Annotated in this window: 20 protein-coding genes and 1 pseudogene; 16 read left to right on the top strand and 5 right to left on the bottom strand. The window is 56.9% G+C overall.

The annotated features are described in order from the left end of the window. Positions 1–47: 47 nt before the first annotated feature. The 5 genes from mobC to NBH01_RS11395 all read right to left on the bottom strand — a co-directional run bounded on the left by mobC (position 48) and on the right by NBH01_RS11395 (position 4,807). Entirely contained in the window at positions 48–2,054 is a 2,007-nt protein-coding gene (gene mobC / locus NBH01_RS11415) for a conjugal transfer protein MobC (protein ID WP_250700108.1), read from the bottom strand. Positions 2,055–2,319: 265 nt separating this feature from the next. After that, on the bottom strand, positions 2,320–3,615 hold the full coding sequence (gene mobB, locus NBH01_RS11410; RefSeq protein ID WP_117978559.1) for a conjugal transfer protein MobB: 1,296 nt from the start codon (positions 3,613–3,615) through the stop codon (positions 2,320–2,322). Beyond that, positions 3,612–4,040, bottom strand: a complete 429-nt coding sequence (gene mobA, locus NBH01_RS11405; RefSeq protein WP_004327358.1) for a conjugal transfer protein MobA — start codon at positions 4,038–4,040, stop codon at positions 3,612–3,614. Before mobA ends, mobB begins: the two co-directional genes overlap by 4 nt. Before the next feature lie 47 nt (positions 4,041–4,087). Continuing rightward, the gene (locus NBH01_RS11400; protein WP_182015014.1) at positions 4,088–4,423 is read right to left on the bottom strand and encodes a hypothetical protein; all 336 of its coding nucleotides are present in this window, start codon (positions 4,421–4,423) and stop codon (positions 4,088–4,090) included. Between the two features lie 192 nt (positions 4,424–4,615). After that, entirely contained in the window at positions 4,616–4,807 is a 192-nt protein-coding gene (locus NBH01_RS11395; RefSeq protein WP_032537824.1) for a hypothetical protein, read from the bottom strand. Positions 4,808–4,819: 12 nt separating this feature from the next. On the opposite strand from NBH01_RS11395, the gene NBH01_RS11390 reads away from it, so the two are divergent. The 16 genes and pseudogenes from NBH01_RS11390 (at position 4,820) to traN (ending at position 18,912) form a co-directional block, all read left to right on the top strand. Next, on the top strand, positions 4,820–5,599 hold the full coding sequence (locus NBH01_RS11390) for a ParA family protein (protein WP_010992654.1): 780 nt from the start codon (positions 4,820–4,822) through the stop codon (positions 5,597–5,599). Beyond that, entirely contained in the window at positions 5,580–5,984 is a 405-nt protein-coding gene (locus NBH01_RS11385; protein WP_117978558.1) for a DUF3408 domain-containing protein, read from the top strand. Before NBH01_RS11390 ends, NBH01_RS11385 begins: the two co-directional genes overlap by 20 nt. Positions 5,985–6,003: 19 nt before the next feature. Next, a complete protein-coding gene (locus tag NBH01_RS11380) occupies positions 6,004–6,591 on the top strand; it encodes a hypothetical protein (protein WP_032581416.1) in 588 nt (195 codons plus the stop codon). Positions 6,592–6,609: 18 nt separating this feature from the next. Continuing rightward, a pseudogene (locus NBH01_RS11375) lies at positions 6,610–6,807 on the top strand (DUF4134 family protein); the annotation flags it as partial. Positions 6,808–7,443: 636 nt separating this feature from the next. Continuing rightward, the gene (gene ltrA / locus NBH01_RS11370; RefSeq protein WP_087339715.1) at positions 7,444–9,099 is read left to right on the top strand and encodes a group II intron reverse transcriptase/maturase; all 1,656 of its coding nucleotides are present in this window, start codon (positions 7,444–7,446) and stop codon (positions 9,097–9,099) included. Beyond that, on the top strand, positions 9,096–9,338 hold the full coding sequence (locus tag NBH01_RS11365; RefSeq protein WP_195422299.1) for a DUF4134 family protein: 243 nt from the start codon (positions 9,096–9,098) through the stop codon (positions 9,336–9,338). Before ltrA ends, NBH01_RS11365 begins: the two co-directional genes overlap by 4 nt. 11 nt (positions 9,339–9,349) lie before the next feature. Continuing rightward, positions 9,350–9,673 (top strand): DUF4133 domain-containing protein, encoded by a 324-nt coding sequence (locus NBH01_RS11360; protein ID WP_004327363.1) that lies wholly within the window; start codon positions 9,350–9,352, stop codon positions 9,671–9,673. Next, the gene (locus tag NBH01_RS11355) at positions 9,670–12,171 is read left to right on the top strand and encodes a TraG family conjugative transposon ATPase (protein WP_121955966.1); all 2,502 of its coding nucleotides are present in this window, start codon (positions 9,670–9,672) and stop codon (positions 12,169–12,171) included. Before NBH01_RS11360 ends, NBH01_RS11355 begins: the two co-directional genes overlap by 4 nt. 199 nt (positions 12,172–12,370) lie before the next feature. After that, positions 12,371–12,733, top strand: a complete 363-nt coding sequence (locus tag NBH01_RS11350) for a DUF3876 domain-containing protein (protein ID WP_010992658.1) — start codon at positions 12,371–12,373, stop codon at positions 12,731–12,733. Between the two features lie 4 nt (positions 12,734–12,737). After that, positions 12,738–13,367, top strand: a complete 630-nt coding sequence (locus tag NBH01_RS11345; RefSeq protein WP_009041281.1) for a DUF4141 domain-containing protein — start codon at positions 12,738–12,740, stop codon at positions 13,365–13,367. Between the two features lie 49 nt (positions 13,368–13,416). Next, the gene (gene traJ / locus NBH01_RS11340; protein WP_004327367.1) at positions 13,417–14,421 is read left to right on the top strand and encodes a conjugative transposon protein TraJ; all 1,005 of its coding nucleotides are present in this window, start codon (positions 13,417–13,419) and stop codon (positions 14,419–14,421) included. Positions 14,422–14,470: 49 nt separating this feature from the next. Next, a complete protein-coding gene (gene traK / locus NBH01_RS11335) occupies positions 14,471–15,094 on the top strand; it encodes a conjugative transposon protein TraK (RefSeq protein ID WP_004327368.1) in 624 nt (207 codons plus the stop codon). Between the two features lie 5 nt (positions 15,095–15,099). Next, positions 15,100–15,384: a TraL conjugative transposon family protein gene (locus tag NBH01_RS11330; RefSeq protein WP_004327369.1), complete on the top strand. Its 285-nt coding sequence runs from the start codon at positions 15,100–15,102 to the stop codon at positions 15,382–15,384. Beyond that, the gene (locus NBH01_RS11320; RefSeq protein ID WP_004327370.1) at positions 15,359–16,525 is read left to right on the top strand and encodes a hypothetical protein; all 1,167 of its coding nucleotides are present in this window, start codon (positions 15,359–15,361) and stop codon (positions 16,523–16,525) included. The genes NBH01_RS11330 and NBH01_RS11320 overlap by 26 nt, the downstream gene beginning before the upstream one ends. Before the next feature lie 20 nt (positions 16,526–16,545). Further along, positions 16,546–17,937, top strand: coding sequence for a conjugative transposon protein TraM (gene traM, locus NBH01_RS11315; RefSeq protein WP_055268695.1), 1,392 nt, complete (start codon positions 16,546–16,548; stop codon positions 17,935–17,937). Positions 17,938–17,973: 36 nt separating this feature from the next. Next, positions 17,974–18,912 carry a conjugative transposon protein TraN gene (gene traN / locus NBH01_RS11310; RefSeq protein ID WP_055268694.1) on the top strand — a complete coding sequence of 313 codons (939 nt, stop codon included), beginning with the start codon at positions 17,974–17,976 and terminating at the stop codon, positions 18,910–18,912. Positions 18,913–18,914: the final 2 nt, after the last annotated feature.

Here is an 18,914-nt window from a genome sequence, read left to right as displayed (position 1 = left end):
AAAAAGGACCTCGCCGGCTTGTTCTTGCCGACGGGGTATTTTTATCCTCACTTGTCCTTAATCAGATGCGACAGCTCCGGGTCTGCCTTGATGCGCCCGATCTCGTCAGCGACAATCTGCCTGACCTCGCTCTTGATGCGGTAGTAGTTGGCGTCGATCTGCTGCTGCATGGTGTCGTTGCCGTCCTTGTCGGTGAAGTCGATGATCTGCGGTATCTTCACGTAGCGGGCGGTCTCCCGCCTGACCTTCTCGTTATCCACGACAATCTCGGCATGGAAAATCTTCTGCTCGATGCGCTCGTCGAAATTGTCGGCTACCGCACCGACGAACATACCCTGTGTGAGGGTGGAAATCTTGCTCGCCGGGATAAGGCTGTCCATCTGGGTGTTGATGGAGACGGAGGTTTCGTTCCGGTTGATGGTCATGTTCTGCCGTTTCTGCAAGACCTTGCCGAAACGCTCGGACAGTGTCTTGGCGGTTTCGGCAACTACCTGACCAGCAAAGACATTGCCGACCGTATTGCAAATCACAGCGGACTCTTTGTCTCCGTAATCACGCTTCAACTGGCTAAAATCCTGAAAGCCGAGCATGACGGCTACCTTGTTGCTTCGGGCGGTGGCAATCAGGTTATCCAGCCCACGCATGTAGATGGTGGGCAGCTCGTCGATAATCACGGCGGATTTGAGCCGTTTCTTCTTGTTGATGAGCTTCACGATGCGGGAGTTGTACAGTCCCAACGCCGCCCCGTAAATGCCCTGCCTGTCGGGATTGTTACCGACTACGAGCACTTTAGGCTCTTCGGGATTGTTGATGTCGAGGGTGAAATCGTCCGCCGTCATCACCCAGTAGAGCGCCGGGGAAATCATGCGGGAAAGCGGTATCTTGGCACTGGCAATCTGCCCCTGCAACTGCTCCACCGCCGAGGATTCCCATGCGTCCATAAAGGGAGAAAGGTAGTTCTCCAGCTCCGGGTACGAGGTGAGGATGGGGAAAATGTCGGCGTACTTGCGGTTCAGGAACTCGATGGCATGGGGAAAGGTGCAATACTTGCCGTTCTTGTAGATTTTGAGATACCATATAATACTGGCTAACAGAATGATAGGCGATTCCACGAAGAAGTCGCCCTGCTTGGAAATCCACGTGCGGTTCAAATTTAACATAATCGTGTAGGCACTCTCGTAGGCATCGGATATGTCGGTCATGAAGTCCGGGTGGATGGGGTTGCAGCGGTGGCTCTCCCTCGGGTTGTCGAAGTTTATCACGTAGAACTTGGGCTTGACCTTGTAGCCGTCCAAATGGGCGAGCAGGTGGTTGTAGGCTATCTCGGAGAGGTCGGGGTACTTGAAATCATACAGGAAGAGCGAATAGCCCTTCTCGATGGTCTGTTTGATGTACTGGTTGATTATCGCATAGGACTTGCCCGAACCGGGCGTGCCCAAGACCATCGTCGCACGGAAGGGATTGACAAGGTTGATCCATCCGTCATACGCCCTGCCCCTGAACCAGAAGCGGGTGCGGAGGTTGACGGAATACTCGTTCTCCTTCAGCTCGGTCTCCTGCATGAAAGATTCGTTCTCGACGTTGAACACGTCTTCGAGCAGGTCGGTCTTCAGCAGGCGGGACATCCACAGTCCCGCCATGAGCAGGCAGATATACCCGGCGGTGAGGGTGGCGATATACAGCACGGTGCCCGGCGGAAGCGACAGAGGAAGGGCGAGCAGCCACCCGTTGCCGAAAAAGAGCAGCAAGCCGGACACGCCGCAAAGGATGATCCTGCGCCACGTGATTTTCTGTTCCTTCACACCCTTTGTGCCGAGGCAGCTAAGGGCGAGGAACAGCACGGCGAAGAGCTTCGTCCAGAGGATATTGGAGAACAGCCCGGCGGTACGCTGGAAGCCGAGCAATATCCTATCGACCACGCCGATGTCGATGCCCCACTCCCGGACGGACTGGTAACAGAACCAATAAATATTGATGACTACAAATAAAATGCTTATCGCACGCATGAACTCCATGACTTTGGCGAGTCCACGCAAATCGTCTTCGTTTTGCATAATTCGTTGAAAATTAAATATAAAACTTCGTTTTATTATGTACTTTTTCTTTTGTCTTGACACAAAAGAAAAAGATACCAAAAAGAAAAAGTCAAGACTGCATTTTCTCCGCTACTCTCTTCCTGCGTTTCGCTAAAGAAAAAGAACTCGCTTCGCTCAAACAGCTTTTTCTTTTTAACGCTACACTTCGGTCGTTCGCTTTACGCTGCGAAAATGAGGTCGGTGTGCCATGCGGCTGGTTGCTTGGTTAATGCTTTTTTGCTCTTTATTGTTGCCTGCCGTACTTGCGTTTTTTCTTCCTTTTTCGGGGCGGTACGGGCTGGTCGCCGGACGCTCCGCCGGGTACGGGGGCAAAGAGATTGAAGGCGGCCGCCACGTTTTGGGTGGTGCCGTCCTTGTGGTCGGGACGGTAGCCGGTATCCTGTCCGTCCCATTGGGATGCGCCCGTATGCTCCTGCTGCCGGGTGGGATGTTCCACTTCGGCGGAGGGTTGCGGCAGGTGAATACCTTCCTGCCCGGCAAAAAGGTCGTTGAACACGCCTGCAGAGAACTCCTTGCCCAGACGGGAGCCGTTGAAGACGGCTTTGGCGGCATGGTCGATGAAGGTCGCCCCATAGATGCGCCCGGTTTCATTCTGACGGAATACCACGCCGATACCCTGCCGCATGAGTTCCCGCTCGAACTGCGCCCGGTCATGCCCTGCGGTCTGCATGGCGGCGGCAACCTTTCCGGCGGTGGCGGCGGCGACTTCCTTGTGGGTCTTTTCCCATGCGGCAGCGTTGTGCATCCGCCTTTCGAGGGCTGCGACGCCCGCCTCCTTGCCGAACACGGAGGACTTGAAGGGCTTGCCGACCTTGTTGCCCTCCCTGTCGGTTGCCGAATAGGTCAAGCCGTGATACTCCCGCCCGCCGTATTCCCCCTTCACCTCGTCCACCGTGATGCCGTAGAGCGAAAGGACGGCACGGTATTCGCCCAGTGTACGGAAACGCCACTCCCGGGCTATCGGGCGGATGACTCCCGCCAACTGCCCCTTGAGGTTGCCGTCCCCGTAACCGACGGGCGACAAGGGTAGCCCCTCCTTCCACTGCTTGGGCGTAGCCGGGACAAGACCGAACTGCCGTTCCAGCTCTCGGCAGACCTTCATCGAACGCCCGTGCTCGTAGCTGTCGGAAATGGCACGCCCGGTTTCGTCCACCCGGACGGAGACGATGTGCAGGTGCTCCCGCCCGATGTCGTTGTGGCGATAGACGATATAGGGCTGGTCGCCGAAGCCCATGCGCCGCATATACTCCTCCGCCAAGCTGACAAACCGCTCCTCGCTCAAGCAATCCTTCGGGTCGGGATTGAGGGAGATGTGCAGGACGGGTTTCTCGGTCTTGCGGTTGGCTGTGAGGTAGTCACCGAACGAGCGGGAAAGATGCCCTATCGTGTAGGGGTTATCGCCCTGCGGCTCGATAATCCGGCTGGTGAAAAGCACGTCGGCGTGCCGTTCGTCCACCTTCAACTGGTTGTAGGCAAGCACCCCGTACAGGCTGCTGCCGTGCGAGATCTTGGCTATCATCGGACGGGGTATTTGCTTTGGAATTCCTCCACCAGTGCGGAAATCCGCTTGCTTAACTCGACCAGTTCGAGGGTGTGCCGCTCCAGCTTGTAGAGGAAAGCGAGGGCTTTCTTCTCCGAGAAATTGGATTTGAGCGCACGCACGCATTGGTTGTAGTTCGTGCCTATGGCACGGAACTGCGAGTGGAAAGTGGTCAGGCGCATGTAGAAATCCTGCGTCCCCTTATCCAGTTTAATGACCTTAATCTCCCTGCCAAAAAGTGCGGAAACGATAAACTCCGCCTTGGTCGCCTTGCCCGACTCGTCGAAAAGCGCGAGGAAACGGGCGTTGTCCCCGTCGTCCAGACGGAACACGTAGCGGTGGCGCATCTTGTCGGGCTTGGGCTTTCGCCCGTGGTTGCCCGCATACTTCTTCTGGTTGTCCATCATCCTGTAAAATTTTAAGTGAAACATGGTCTGAAAACGCCGTATGCCTACGGCTCTCCCCCGTGAGCATCCCCCGACTCCGGAGGGGGATGCCACATCGAGGGGGCAAGGTGGTGGTGAGGCACGAAATTCATTTCGAGTGCCGCAGCACACAACTTGCCATTTTCGTTTGAAAATAAAATCCGTCCTGCCGGACAGATTGGGGATGCCCTTGCCTGCTGCGGAGTGCCGGGGCACTCCCTCGGGCGGTTGCCGCTCTTTTCCATTCTTACTCCATTTTGGTTTCCGCCTGCAAAGTAACAGTCCTTTTCCCGTCCGGACACCATACCCGGATGCGACAAACCTACGGGTGGAAAGACAATGCACGACACGCTGATAATCAAACGGATAAACTACCGGTATTTTGATATTCCTTTGCGCCGTGGAAGCGGTGAAACGACTGTCCGGATAGACAAGGAAACAGCCGGATAGCCGACCGGACGGACAGCCGAACGGCTGATTGTCTTGCCGGACAAACGGACGGACAACCGGATAACCAGCCGGATGATCGGCTAAACAGCCAAACGGCTAAATGACTAAACGGCTAAACGGTCAAACGGCTGAACAGCCGGACAAGCGGACAGCCGGATGATTGGATGGATGCCGGGCTGAATGTATGACCGGATGCCTGAACGAATGAACGGACGAATGAACGGCAGAGTGGCTGAAAAGCTGACCGATTGAGTGAACAGAGAAGCGGCTGCACGGGCAGCCGGATGAATAACCAACAGAATGACGATATGGACAGACAGACATTGAACGTGGCTTTCGCCACACAGAAAGGCGGCAGCGGCAAGACGGCTATCACGGTGCTGGTGGCGGGCTACCTGCACTACCGCTTGGGGTGTCCGTTAGCGGTGATCGACTGCGACTTCCCGCAGTACAGCCTGTACGAGATGCGGGAGCGGGACAGCCGGGCGGTACTGGAGAACGAACACCTGAAACGGGCGGCTTACGAACAGATGCGGCAGCCGGGGCGTGCCGCCTATCCGGTGCGCAAGTGCCGGGTGGAACAAGCCCCCGACACGGCAAGGGAGCTGGCGGCGGAAGGCTGCTACGACCTGCTCTTCTTCGACCTGCCGGGCACGGTGAACTCGGCGGGCATCCTGCGCACGATCGCACAGATGGACTACATCTTCGCCCCGGTGAGTGCGGACAAGGCGGTGCTGGAAAGCACGCTCTCCTTCCTCGACGTGCTGCAACGGATGATGCTGGGCAAGGAGACGAGCCGCCTGAAGGGGCTTTACCTTTTCTGGAACCAAGTCGACAAGCGGGAAACGAGCGGGCTGTACGAGAAGTACGGGCAGGTGGTCGCCGACATGGGGCTGCCGATGCTGCAAACCCGCATCCCCGACACGAAACGCTTCCGCAAGGAGGCGGACGGCACGGGACGGACGGTGTTCCGCTCCACGCTGCTGGCTCCCGACAGGCGGATGTTGGCAGGCAGCGGCATCCCCGAACTGACCCGTGAGATAGCGACCATCCTCAAACTGGAAGGCTATGAAGAGACAGCGGAATGAGAAGCCCATCGACGAGGAGCTGCTGATGCGGATGATGGCGGGCGAGGCGGCAGGGACGGGAGAACCGGGAACCGGAAAGGAGGAAACCGCCGTGCCGGTGGAGAAGGCGCAGGAAGGGAAGGCGGCGGACACAAGACGGCGCAAGGGAAGGCAGGCGGACTACGAGACGACCTTCCTCAAAGGCATGGACATCCCCGCCCGCTACGGCAAGCCGGTCTATGTGCGCCGTGAGTACCACGAGCGCATCGCCAAAATCTCGGTGATGCTGACGGGCGGCAAGGTGTCGCTCTCGGCATACATCGACAACGTGCTGGCGCAGCACTTCGAGCAATACCGGGAGGAGATCGAGGCGGCATACGCCGGGAAACTGGAGAACCTCTTTTAAATAGGAAGGAGGAAACGGCATGATACTGAAATTATCGCTCACCGTCCTGCTGCTCTATTACCTCGCCGTGCTGTGGAAATACTACCGGCAGGACATCGCCGGGATATTCGGGACAGCGGAAACGGACGAAGACACGGACGGAACGGGAAAGGAACCGGGGCAACCGGGCAAGCCGTACACGGTCATGGGTGAAAGCACCTACCTGCCCTTCGCAGCGGAGGACGGGGAGGAAGCGGCAGCCGGAGCCGTGGACGAACCCGCCACGGAGGACGACGGGGCGGACTACTCCGACATCGAGCCGGAGGAGGACGAGGAGGAGACGGACTATGAACCCACGCCGGAGGAGATCCGGGCACTGGAGGAGGAAGAGGAATTAGGGGCTTATTACCCGGACGGCAACCCCGACTTCGCCACGGGGTACTCCTTCGATGACCTGAAAAAGGTGCGCCGGGTACTGGTGTCGGACGATGCGGGCGAAAAGGCGGAGCGGGAAGCCCGTGAGGTGCTGCCGTCCGTGATGGGGTCGGACATCTGGGAGGCGATGCTGGACGAGTTCGAGGGCGCACGTGAGCGTGTCGCCCGGCTGATGGACAACCATAATGTTTAATTAAAATTTTAAAGACAAATGAAACAGAAAAGAATCTTTTTTACGGCGGCCTGCATACTGGCTGCCGTGGGCGCAATGGCGCAGGGAAACGGGCAGGCGGGCATCACCGAAGCCACGCAGATGGTCACCTCGTATTTTGAGCCGGGGACGAAACTGATTTACGCCATCGGTGCGGTGGTCGGCTTGATCGGCGGGGTGAAAGTGTACGGGAAGTTCGTGCGACGTGAAGTTGCGTAAGTGATTGTGTAACATTAAGATTACACCTCCAGTTCCGTCTGGAGTAGCCTACGGACACGTGCATTAGGAGTAATCCTTTTGTACGAAGCTGTCCCGACAAGGTAGCCTTTCCGAAAGGAGGAGATTGAACCGCGAGGGGAAATCAACGGCTGATAACACCATTCAGCGCGAGGAGCTTGGCTTAGCGGTATGGTCAACGAAAGTGAACTGTCCGATAAACACCGTAAAGTACAACGAGCCAAAGGTTGTTGACAGGCTCGAACCAAAAGGTAAGCAGTCGGCTGTCCTCTTGAACTTTGGGGACACACGGACATTAGCACTGCCGGTGGAATAGACAGGACCTAACCCGCTTATTTGTCACTTATGTAAAACACGGTAAGCCCGTACCTCTCCAGTTCATCAGAGCTGGTAAGTAAGCCGTAAGGCAAGCCTACATGGGGTGCGGGTATAGGATAGCGGAAAAAGCGAATGCCTCCCTGTAATGGGGAGGATACGGATTGAGCCAATATCACGGGTTGGTAAAGGCAACATCATCCGACACGAAAGTGGGCAGACTTCCGCCTATGGTGACACTTTACAAAATAGTTTACAGAACTTTTAAAGAAAGGAAAGCAAATGAACGCAAAGAAATTGGCGTGTGCGCCCGAAGACATAAACATTCACGAACTTTGGTCAAAAATCGACTGGGACAAATGTGAGCGTTTTGTCCAAAAGCTGCAAGCACGTATTGTAAAGGCTCAAAGGGAAGGCAGACATAACAAGGTGAAAGCCCTGCAATGGATGCTTACCCACTCGTTCTACGCCAAAGCATTGGCGGTAAAACGAGTTACGACTAACAAAGGAAAATCTACTTCCGGCGTTGACAAGATTACATGGTCTTCTCCATTGGCGAAAGCCAAAGCCATATTCACTCTGAAAAGACGTGGTTACAAGCCACAACCTCTAAAGCGTGTGAATATCAAAAAGAAGAACGGGAAATTACGCCCACTCGGAATACCAACGATGAAAGACCGTGCGATGCAAGCATTATACTTAATGGCTCTTGACCCGATAGCGGAAACCACTGGCGACAGCCACTCTTACGGATTCCGCAAGCATCGCTGTACGCATGATGCCATTGAACAATGCTACATCGTTCTTTCTCGTTCGGTCGCTCCCGAATGGATTCTTGAAGGGGACATCAAAGGATGCTTCGACCACATCAGTCACGAGTGGCTAATCAACAATATCCCTATGGATAAGGAGATACTACGAAAATGGCTTGAATGCGGTTACGTGTTCAACGGCGAACTCTTTCCCACGGAAGAGGGAACCCCACAAGGTGGCATAATATCCCCAACTCTTGCAAACATGGCACTTGATGGACTACAAGAATTGTTGGAAAAGAGTATCAAGAAATATCAGGTGAACTACAAAAAGATAGTTCCTAAGATACATCTTGTACGATATGCAGACGATTTCATTGTCACGGCAAAGGATAAGGAAACGATTGAACAGGTCATACTTCCGTTAGTACGCAAATTTCTTGCAGAAAGAGGTCTGACACTATCAGAAGAAAAGACAAAAATCACACATATAAGTGAGGGATTTGACTTTCTCGGTTTCAATATCCGAAAGTTCCGCAACAACACATTGCTGACAAGACCGTCAAAGGATGCGCAAAAGAGATTTTGCGATAAAATCCGCAAGACTATAGAATCCAACAAGTGTATAAAACAGAAGTCACTTATCATGATGTTGAACCCAATCATAAAAGGTTGGGGAAACTATTACAAATATGGTGCTTCTGGCGAGATATTTCACCGAATGGATTGGGAAATCTTCAAGAAAATATGGCAATGGGCAAGACGCAGACATCCACAAAAATGTAAAAGGTGGGTAAAGGATAAGTATTTCAGAACACTACACGGACGCTCGTGGAGATTTGCAGCAGATATGGGCAAGAAAGATAAAATAGATTATCTCGAACTGACCTATCTACCAACCATTCACCATGAAAAGTTCGTCAAGGTTCGCCACTATGCCAATCCCTATGACCCAGCCGATAAGTCGTACTACGAATGGAGAGAAACCTACCGAATGAAGCAAACGCTGAAAGGCAGACAATCTCTGATAAACATTTGGAAACGACAGAATAAAGTGTGTCCTGTATGTGGAGAACGTATTGACAGAGAAAGACCTTGGAGTATCACAGAACAAATTGTCAGCGGACAAAAGGTAAGAACTCTTGTACATACCAGTTGTAAACGTAAAATGCAAAGTAGATTATGAATATGAAAGTCGAAAATGAGATGGCTCTACCGACAACAAAGTCGGTAGCGGTCATGTTGCTTGAGCCGTATGCGGGGAAACTCGCACGTACGGTTCTTAGAGGGGAAAGCTCCCGTAAGGGGGCTGACCTACTCGACAGCGCCGGCGATCCGGACGTGAGCAAAGTCGCCGCAAGCTGGTTCGGAGCCTGCATCTTCCTGATCGTGGCGGCTACCATCCTCCGTTCGTTCTTCCTGTAAAACAGCGGACTATGGACTTGGAAATCAACAAGGGGATCGGCAGGAACGTGGAGTTCAAGGGGCTGGAAAGCCAGTACCTCTTCATCTTCTGCGGCGGTCTGCTCGCCGTGTTCGTGGTGTTCGTCATCCTGTACATGGCGGGCGTGAACCAGTGGGTGTGCATCGGCTTCGGCGTGGCTGCGGCTACGCTGCTGGTATGGCTGACCTTCCGGCTGAACGCCCGGTACGGCACGCACGGGCTGATGAAGGCAGCCGCCCGCAGGCGGCATCCGAGGTACGTGGTGAACCGCCTGAAAATCCCCCGATTATTCACCTTTAAACACTGGCAAGAATGAGAAACGTAATGAAAGCGGCGACACTCGAAAGCAAGTTCCCGCTGCTGGCGGTGGAGAACGGCTGCATCGTGAGCAAGGAGGCGGACGTGACGGTCGCCTTCAGGGTGGAACTGCCGGAACTGTTCTCCGTCACGGGGAGCGAGTACGAGGCGGTCCACTCGGCTTGGCACAAGGCGGTGAAGGTGCTGCCGGAGTATTCCATCGTGCACAAGCAGGACTTCTTCATCGAGGAGAAGTACCGGCCGGAAACGGACAGGGACGACCTTAGCTTCCTGAGCCGGAGCTTTGAGAGGCACTTCAACGAACGCCCGTTCCTGAACCACTTCTGCTACCTGTTCCTTACCAAGACGACGAAGGCACGGAGCCGTCAGGAAAGCACGTTCTCCACCCTCTGCAAGGGCAGGCTTGTCCCCAAGGAGATCGAGGACCGGGAGACGGTTACGAGGTTCCTCGAAGCGGTCGGTCAGTTCGAGAAGATCATGAACGACAGCGGTTTCGTTACGCTGCGCCGCCTCACGACGGACGAGATCACCGGGACGGAAACGGCGGCGGGCATCGTGGAGAAGTACCTCTCGCTCTCGCAGCACGACACGACGGTGCTGAAGGACATCCAGTTGAACCCGGAGGAGATGCGCATCGGCGACGACATCCTCTGCCTGCACACCCTCTCTGACACGGAAGACCTGCCGGGCAAGGTGGCGACTGACAGCCGCTACGAGCGGCTCTCGACCGACCGCTCGGACTGCCGCCTGTCGTTCGCCGCCCCGGTGGGCTTGCTGCTGGACTGCAACCACTGCTACAACCAGTACATCTTCATCGACGACCACGGGGAGAACCTGAAACGCTTCGAGCAGACCGCCCGGAACATGCACTCGCTCTCCCGCTATTCCCGCTCCAACCAGATCAACAAGGCATGGATCGAGGAATACCTGAACGAGGCGCACTCGAAAGGGCTGACCTCGGTGCGCTGCCACTGCAACGTGATGGCGTGGAGCGACGACCGGGAGGAGCTTAGGCGCATCAAGAACGAGGTGGGCAGCCAGCTCGCCCTGATGGAGTGCAAGCCGAGGCACAACACGGTGGACGTGCCGACGCTCTTCTGGGCGGCGATACCGGGCAACGAGGGGGACTTCCCCTTCGAGGAGAGCTTCTACACGTTCATCCCGCAAGCCCTGTGCTTCTTCACCGAGGAGACGAACTACAAGGACTCGCTCTCGCCCTTCGGCATCAAGATGGCGGACAGGATGACGGGCAGACCGCTGCATCTGGACATCAGCGACCTGCCGATGAAGAAAGGGGTGATCTCGAACCGCAACAAGTTCGTCCTCGGTCCGAGCGGAAGCGGCAAGTCGTTCTTCATGAACCACCTCGTGCGCCAGTATTACGAGCAGAACAGCCACATCGTGCTGATCGACACGGGCAACTCGTACCAAGGGCTGTGCGAGCTGATCCACCGCAAGACCAAGGGCGAGGACGGGATTTATTACACGTACACGGAGGAGAAGCCCATCAGCTTCAACCCCTTCTTCACGGACGACTACAAGTTCAGCGTGGAGAAGAAGGACAGCATCAAGACGCTGCTGCTGGCGCTGTGGAAGGGCGAGGACGAGAAGGTCACGAAGACGGAGAGCGGCGAGCTGGGCAGTGCGGTGTCGGCGTACATCCGCCGGATACAACAGAACCGGGACATCGCCCCCTCGTTCGACACCTTCTACGAGTACATGCTGAACGATTACCGGAAGGAGCTGGCTGCAAGGGACATCAAGGTGAGCCGGGAGGACTTCAACATCGACAACTTCCTGACCACGCTGCGGCAGTATTACAAGGGCGGGCGCTACGACTTCCTGCTGAACTCGAACGAGAACATCGACCTGCTGCACAAGCGGTTCATCGTCTTCGAGATCGACGCCGTGAAGGACAACGCCGAGCTGTTCCCCGTGGTTACGATCATCATCATGGAAGCCTTCATCAACAAGCTGCGCCGCCTGAAAGGGGTGCGGAAGATGCTGATCTGCGAGGAGGCTTGGAAAGCCCTTTCCTCGCCGAGCATGAGCGAGTACCTGAAATATCTCTACAAGACCGTCAGGAAATATTTCGGCGAGGCGATTGTCGTCACGCAGGAAGTCGATGATATCATCTCGTCCCCCATCGTGAAGGAGGCTATCATCACCAACTCGGACTGCAAGATCCTTTTGGACCAGAAGAAGTACATGAACAAGTTCGACGGCATCCAGTCGATGCTCGGTCTGACGGACAAGGAGAAGTCGCAGATACTCTCCATCAACCTCGCCAACCATCCCGGACGGAAGTACAAGGAGGTCTGGATCGGTCTGAACGGGGTGCAGTCGGCGGTGTACGCCACGGAGGTGTCGGCTGCCGAGTACCTGACCTATACCACCGAGGAGAGCGAGAAGACGGAGGTGTTCGCACTGGCGGAAGAGCTGGGCGGCGACTTGGAGCTTGCCATCAAGCGGCTGGCGGAGACGAAGTATAAATAATGTGCCGATGCGCTGGCGGGGAGCGGCGGACAGGTTGCCGGACGGGTGGTTGATTGACCGGACGAACGGCTGAAGGGTCGGATGATTGACCAAACGGCTAAACGGTCAAACGGTTAAACAGTTAAACGGCTGGATGTACAAACGGCTAAACGATATGGAGAGAATAAAATTTTGTAAAACTTAAAAAAACGGAATCAAGATGAGACGATTGAATTTAATCCTGCTGCTGTCGGCGGTGACGGCGGCGCTGGCGTTTGTCATTTCCTGCAAGGAGACAAATGCGGAACGGTTGGAAAAGATGTGCGGCGAATGGGTCAGCACGGGCGGAAAGCCGCCCTTCACCCTCTGGGAAGAGGACGGCAGGTACCGTGTGACGGTCATGCACAGGAACCACACGGGCGGCAGTGAAGCGGAAACCTACCTCGTCCGGGAAACGGAAGGGGTGCTGTTCATCGAGACGGGCTTCGCCGTGATGATGGACTATGACCGGGAGAAAGACCGCATCCGGCTGTCGCCGGGCGGAGAGTACAGGAGAAAGAGTGACGGAACCCTAAAACAGTAAGGACATGAGAACGATAAAGACAATCATCGTGGGCGTAGCGTGCCTGACGGCAGGTGCGGCCAACGCCCAGTGGGTCGTACACGATCCCGGCAATCTGGCGCAGGGCATCATCAACACGACCAAGGAGATCGTGGAGACCTCCGCCACCGCACAGCACACGCTGGACGGATTCAAGGAGACGGCGAAGATATTCGAGCAGGGACGGAAGTATTACGATGCGCTCAAGGCGGTGCATGACGTGGTGAAAGGCGGCGTGAAGGTGAAGAAGTCCATCGAGATGGTGGCGGACATCTCGGAAATCTACGTGCGCAACTACCAGAAGATGCTCGGCGACCCGAACTACACGCCGGACGAGCTGTCAACCATCTCGTTCGGGTACGCCAAGCTGCTCTCCGAGAGCGCGGACATCCTGCAAGATCTGAAGAACGTGGTGAACGTGACGGGGATGTCGCTCTCGGACGCCGAGCGGCTGGCGATCATCGACCAGAGCTACAAGCGGCTGCTGGAGTACCGCAACCTCGTGCAGTATTACACGGACAAGAACATCTCGGTGAGCTACCTGCGGGCGAAGAAGAAAAAGGACGCCGACCGGGTGGTGGCTCTCTACGGGGATGCGGAAGACCGTTACTGGTGAGAGTGGCAATATATAATAATGTTCACGTACATAAATATAATATAGGACTATGTTGTTAGCGATAGACTTCACGAACCTGCACGAGATATTGCAGGCATTGTATCAGGACATGATGCCGCTCTGCGAGAAGCTGACGGGGGTAGCCAAGGGAATCGCCGGGCTGGGTGCGCTGTTCTACGTAGCCGCCAAGGTGTGGCAGGCGCTCGCCCGTGCCGAGCCCATCGACGTGTACCCGCTGCTGCGCCCGTTCGCCATCGGGCTGTGCATCCTCTTCTTCCCCACCTTCGTCATCGGCACGATCAACACGGTGCTCTCGCCCGTGGTGAAGGGCTGCCACGGGATGCTCGAATCACAGACCTTCGACATGAACCGATACCGGGAACAGAAGGAGACGCTGGAGAGGGAGGCGTTCCGCCGTGACCCGGAGAAGGCGTATCTGGCGAGCAAGGAGGACTTCGACAAGAAGCTCGACGAGCTGGGCTGGTCGCCCAAGGACTTGAAGACGATGGCGGTGATGTACATTGACCGGACGGAGTACAACATGAAGCGGAGCATCCGGCTGTGGTTCCAAGAACTGCTCGAACTGCTGTTCCAGTCGGCTGCGCTGGTGATCGACACGATACGGACGTTCTTCCTGATCGCCCTCTCCATCCTCGGTCCGATAGCGTTCGCCCTCTCGGTCTATGACGGGTTCCAGAGCACGCTCACGCAGTGGATAACGAGGTACATCTCCATCTACATGTGGCTGCCCGTGAGCGACCTGTTCAGCTCGGTGCTGGCACGCATCCAAGTGCTGATGCTCACCCGTGACATCGAGGCGATGAGCGACCCGACCTTCATCCCGGACAGCTCGAACACGGTGTACATCATCTTTTTAATCATCGGGATATTCGGGTACTTCACCATACCGACCGTCGCCAACTGGATCATCATGGCGGGCGGGGTGAGCCATGCCAACCGTGCGATGAACCAGACCGCCACGAAGATAGGCAACGTCGCCGCAGCGGGTGCGGGCGCAGCCGTGGGGAACATCGCCGGAAGGATCGTCAAGTAGCGGCGGATGTCCCAAGAACATGAGTCATAACGAATAAAAAACCGGAAACATGGAATTTAAAAGTTTGAAAAATATCGAAACGAGCTTCAGGCAGATACGGCTCTTTACGCTGGTGTTCGCCAGCCTGTGCGCCGTGGTGACGGGCTTCGCCCTGTGGAAGTCGTACAGCTTCGCCGAGGCGCAGCGGCAGAAGATCTACGTGCTGGACAACGGCAAGAGCCTGATGCTGGCACTCTCGCAGGACGTGCGGCAGAACCGCCCGGTGGAGGCACGGGAACACGTGCGCCGCTTCCACGAGCTGTTCTTCACGCTCTCGCCCGACAAGTCGGCTATCGAGGGCAACATCAGGCGTTCGCTGCTGCTGGCGGACAAGAGCGCCTTCAACTACTACAAGGACCTCTCGGAAAAGGGGTATTACAACCGGATAATCTCGGGGAACATCAACCAGATGATAGAGATAGACAGCCTGCGGTGCGACTTCGACAAGTACCCGTACAGCGTGCGGACATTCGCCCGGCAGATCATCCTTAGGGAAAGCTCTGTTACGGAGCGCAGCCTTGTGACCCGCTGCCGTCTGCTGGATGCGGTCAGGAGCGACAACAACCCGCAGGGCTTCATCATCGAGGGCTTCGAGGTCACGGAGAACAAGGATTTGCAGACCCTCAAACGCTGACGGACATGATAGGCAAGTTCATCACAAAGGCGCAGGACTGGGCGGACGGGAAGCTCCGCCGCCTCGCCGGGCGTATCTCGCCCGACATGCGTGTGGCAATCATCCTCGTGATGCTGGCGGCGTTCGGCGCACTGTCGGTCTATATGACCGTCGCCTCCATCTACCGCATCGGCAGGAACGACGGGAAGGAACTGGGGATAGAGCATGTCAGGCGCCTGCAATTGCCCAATGACAGTATTGTCAACCCTTTTGAAAGCGGACGGCATGGGACTGGCGGAGAGGTTGAGTGAGTGGCTGCTCCGCCGCCGGGAGCGGCAGGAGGAGCGGAACATGAGGCAGGTAACGGCGTATTTCGGGAGCCTGCTGAAAAAGAGGCGTGCGGATGCCGGCGCAATCCTCCAGTCCGTCAGGGACTACCGGGACTGCCCGGAGGTGACAAGGAAACAGGCGGAGCTGCTGCTGGAACACAGGTTCTTCCGGTACGTGTACCAGACGGGCTATCCCGAATGGCGGGCGGTCATGGACGCCTTGAAAGAGACCCGTTACGGGATGCGTGAGGGGGCGGCAATCCCCCGGAGCGTGAAGGAGGCGGCGGAAAGCCCGATGCTGCGTCTGGCGGCGCAATACAAGGTGCTGGAGCACGAGTACACGAGGCGCAACGCCCCGCAGCCGCTATCCCCCGAAGCGCAGGCGGAACGGGATGCGGCGCACCGGCTGCTGAACTGCTGCATGAGGGAGGGCGACCTCGACGCACTGAAAAGGCTTGCCCTGAAAGGCGAGAAACCGGACGACTCGGTGGCCATCCGCCACGGGCTGGCGGAAGGCTACCGCAGGCTCGAAGAACTGAGCCGGGAATGGAGCGAGGAGATGCGGGGCGACAACCACACCGTCATGGAACAGATCGAGTTGCGGGAGGCGGACGAGCGGGGAAAGCTGATGCGGCAAGCCGCCGCCCTTTACGAGAGGAAGACGGGCGGCATACTGCCCGGCGACTATCTGGAAGCGGTGAAGGCGGAACGGGCGCTGCTCCACGGGCTCGCCCGCCACGGCTGGGACGGTCAGCGGGAAGTACCGAAGGAGACGGTGGAGAAGTACGGGCTGATGGAGGATTTTGCCGGCATCGCCCGGCTAAGGTGGGACTACCACCTGAGCGAGGACAACGGCGACCTCTCCCGTGACTACCCGGAAGCCGCCATCGGACGCCACAACCGTGCCATTCGGGAGCGGGCGGCGAAAGAACTGGCAGGTCTGGAAGCGAGGCTGTTCCCCGAAAAGGCGGCAAGCCGGGAACGGAAGGCTGCGCACCTGCGGGCGGACAACCGGGCAAGCCCCACGGCATCGCTCAAACGGGAACGGAAGGAACCACCCGGCAAGCGGCAAGCCGGGGAGACAGGCAGGCGGAAGCCTCCGGGGAGAAGAATCAGAATGTAGGACAACCATAAATTTTTGACATGATGGAAGAACAGAACCAAGAAAAAGTAACGGCAACGCAGCACGTAAAGGCGGCGGATGCCGCAGCCCCGGAGACGGGGAACGGAAAGAAGGAGGACAAGGGCGGCGGGAAAAAGGAAAAGAAGACAGCCAAGCCGCTCACGCCGAAACAGTTGCAGCAACGGAAGAAGCTGATGGTATATCCGCTGATGGGCTTGCTGTTCCTCGGCTCGATGTGGCTGATATTCGCACCTTCGGAGGAGCGGGAGGTGAACCGGGACACCGTGGGGGCGTTCAACGCCGACATCCCCCTGCCGGAGAACGACGGGATCATCGGCGACAAGCGGAAAGCCTACGAGCAGGCGCAGGCGGAAAGGCGGCAGGCAGAGAAGGTGCGCTCGCTGGAGGACTTCGCCTTCTCCGAAGAGAGCGATGCGGACGGGGTGGAAATGGAACTGCCGGACAGCGAGCCGGAACGGGAACCGTTCAGGGACTACTCGGGCAACGGCGGCGGCCGCTCTTCCGTCGCCGCCTACCGGGACATCAACCGGAAACTCGGCTCGTTCTACGAAGAGCCGAAGGTGGACGGGGAAAAGGAGGAGCTGAAAAGGCAGGTGGAGGAGCTGACCGCCAAGTTAGAAGAAAGGGAACGGCAGGCGGGCGGAATCGACGATCAGGTGGCACTGATGGAGAAGAGCTACGAGCTTGCCGCCAAGTACATGGGGCAGAACGGGCAGGACGGCGCAACCGTGCAGACACCCGCCACCGTGCAGAACGGCAACGGCTTGGGACAGCCCGCCGTGGCGGTGCAGGCGGCACGGGAGCGGACGGTATCGGGGCTGCGACAGCCCCTAAGCGATGCGGAGTTCATGCGGCGGTACAGCCAGCCGAGGAACTACGGCTTCAACACGGCGGTGGGCAGCGGGTACGCCCTCGGGAAGAACACGATAGCCGCCTGCATCCACCAAGACCAGACGGTTATGGACGGTCAGCAGGTGAAGCTCCGGCTGCTCGAACCGTTGCAGGCGGGAAACCTGACCATCCCACGCAATACGGTGGTATCCGGTACAGGCAAGGTGCAGGGGGAACGGCTCGACATCACGGTATCGTCCGTCCAGTACCAAGGTAACATATTGCCGGTGGAGTTGGCGGTCTATGACAACGAGGGAATGAAAGGGCTGTGCATAGAAACCTCACTGGAGCGGGAAGCGGCAAAGGAGGCGATGGCGAACATCGGCGGCGGGCTGGGAACGAGCATCTCGTTCGCACGGAGCGCCGGGCAACAGGTGGCGATGGACATCACCCGTGGGCTGATGCAGGGCGGCAGCCAGTACCTCGCCAAGAAGTTCCGCACGGTAAAGGTGCACCTGAAAGCGGGTGATCCGCTGATGCTCTACGCCAAACAACAATAAATCAACAGATTATAAAACCATTAAAAAGTAAAGACAATGAAAAAGATTTTTGGATGGGTTGCCCTGCTTGTAGGCATGGTGACGGGTGCGAACGCACAAGTGAATGATACGATACAGCGGACCACGGGCAACGACCTGTATCAGGGGATTACACGGAAGCTACCCTACCGGCAGATGGTGACGCCCCACGGGGTGCAGGTGACGTTCGCCAAGACGGTGCATATCATCTTCCCCTCGGCGGTGCGGTACGTGGATTTGGGAAGCAATTGGATTATCGCCGGGAAAGCGGACGGTGCGGAGAACGTGATCCGGGTGAAGGCGGCGACCGAGGGGTTTCCGGGGGAAACGAACTTTTCCGTCATCTGCGAGGACGGGAGTTTCTATTCATTCAATGCCCGGTATGCGCACGAGCCGGAGATGCTGAACATCGAGATGAAGGATTTTTTGGAGAACGGGGACACGACGGACTTTTCGCATACCCGCATGAACATCCATTTCCGTGAGCTGGCAGGCGAAAGCCCGCTCTTGGTGAAGCTGATCATGCAGAGCATCTACAAGGAGGACAGGCGGGAGATCCGGCACTTGGGCTGCAAACGCTTCGGGGTGCAGTTCCTCCTGAAATCCGTCCACTCGCACAACGGGCTGTTCTATTTCCACACGGAAACGAGGAACAGGTCGAACGTGGCTTTCCGGACGGACTTTATCCGGTTCAAGATCGTGGACAAGAAAGTGCCGAAGCGCACCGCCATTCAGGAACGGGTGATCGACCCGGTGCGCAGCTACAACGAGGTGCTGGTGACGGAGGGAAAAAGCGACGTGCGCACGGTGTATGCCGTCCCGCAGTTCACCATACCGGACGACAAGCTGCTGGTCATCGAGCTGTTCGAGAAGGACGGCGGCAGGCACCAGACCATCCGGGTGGAGAACGCCGACCTCGTGGCGGCAAGACAGATTAACGAACTGAAAATCAAATAAGC

It is taken from the genome of Bacteroides sp. B1-V-101 (assembly GCF_023656585.1).
Lineage (GTDB): Bacteria > Bacteroidota > Bacteroidia > Bacteroidales > Bacteroidaceae > Bacteroides > Bacteroides thetaiotaomicron.
Note: the sequence above shows the minus strand (reverse complement) of the source record. Positions and strands in the feature narration are given on the sequence as shown.

Coding starts and splice junctions, on each gene's coding strand:
- traM (WP_055268695.1), top strand. CDS start 16,546: ATGATGGAAGAACAGAACCAAGAAAAAGTAACGGCAACGCAGCACGTA.
- traN (WP_055268694.1), top strand. CDS start 17,974: ATGAAAAAGATTTTTGGATGGGTTGCCCTGCTTGTAGGCATGGTGACG.
- NBH01_RS11345 (WP_009041281.1), top strand. CDS start 12,738: ATGAGAACGATAAAGACAATCATCGTGGGCGTAGCGTGCCTGACGGCA.
- mobC (WP_250700108.1), bottom strand. CDS start 2,054: ATGCAAAACGAAGACGATTTGCGTGGACTCGCCAAAGTCATGGAGTTC.
- traJ (WP_004327367.1), top strand. CDS start 13,417: ATGTTGTTAGCGATAGACTTCACGAACCTGCACGAGATATTGCAGGCA.
- NBH01_RS11330 (WP_004327369.1), top strand. CDS start 15,100: ATGATAGGCAAGTTCATCACAAAGGCGCAGGACTGGGCGGACGGGAAG.
- mobA (WP_004327358.1), bottom strand. CDS start 4,040: ATGGACAACCAGAAGAAGTATGCGGGCAACCACGGGCGAAAGCCCAAG.
- traK (WP_004327368.1), top strand. CDS start 14,471: ATGGAATTTAAAAGTTTGAAAAATATCGAAACGAGCTTCAGGCAGATA.
- NBH01_RS11320 (WP_004327370.1), top strand. CDS start 15,359: ATGGGACTGGCGGAGAGGTTGAGTGAGTGGCTGCTCCGCCGCCGGGAG.
- NBH01_RS11350 (WP_010992658.1), top strand. CDS start 12,371: ATGAGACGATTGAATTTAATCCTGCTGCTGTCGGCGGTGACGGCGGCG.
- NBH01_RS11385 (WP_117978558.1), top strand. CDS start 5,580: ATGAAGAGACAGCGGAATGAGAAGCCCATCGACGAGGAGCTGCTGATG.
- ltrA (WP_087339715.1), top strand. CDS start 7,444: ATGAACGCAAAGAAATTGGCGTGTGCGCCCGAAGACATAAACATTCAC.
- mobB (WP_117978559.1), bottom strand. CDS start 3,615: ATGATAGCCAAGATCTCGCACGGCAGCAGCCTGTACGGGGTGCTTGCC.
- NBH01_RS11380 (WP_032581416.1), top strand. CDS start 6,004: ATGATACTGAAATTATCGCTCACCGTCCTGCTGCTCTATTACCTCGCC.
- NBH01_RS11365 (WP_195422299.1), top strand. CDS start 9,096: ATGAATATGAAAGTCGAAAATGAGATGGCTCTACCGACAACAAAGTCG.
- NBH01_RS11360 (WP_004327363.1), top strand. CDS start 9,350: ATGGACTTGGAAATCAACAAGGGGATCGGCAGGAACGTGGAGTTCAAG.
- NBH01_RS11355 (WP_121955966.1), top strand. CDS start 9,670: ATGAGAAACGTAATGAAAGCGGCGACACTCGAAAGCAAGTTCCCGCTG.
- NBH01_RS11390 (WP_010992654.1), top strand. CDS start 4,820: ATGGACAGACAGACATTGAACGTGGCTTTCGCCACACAGAAAGGCGGC.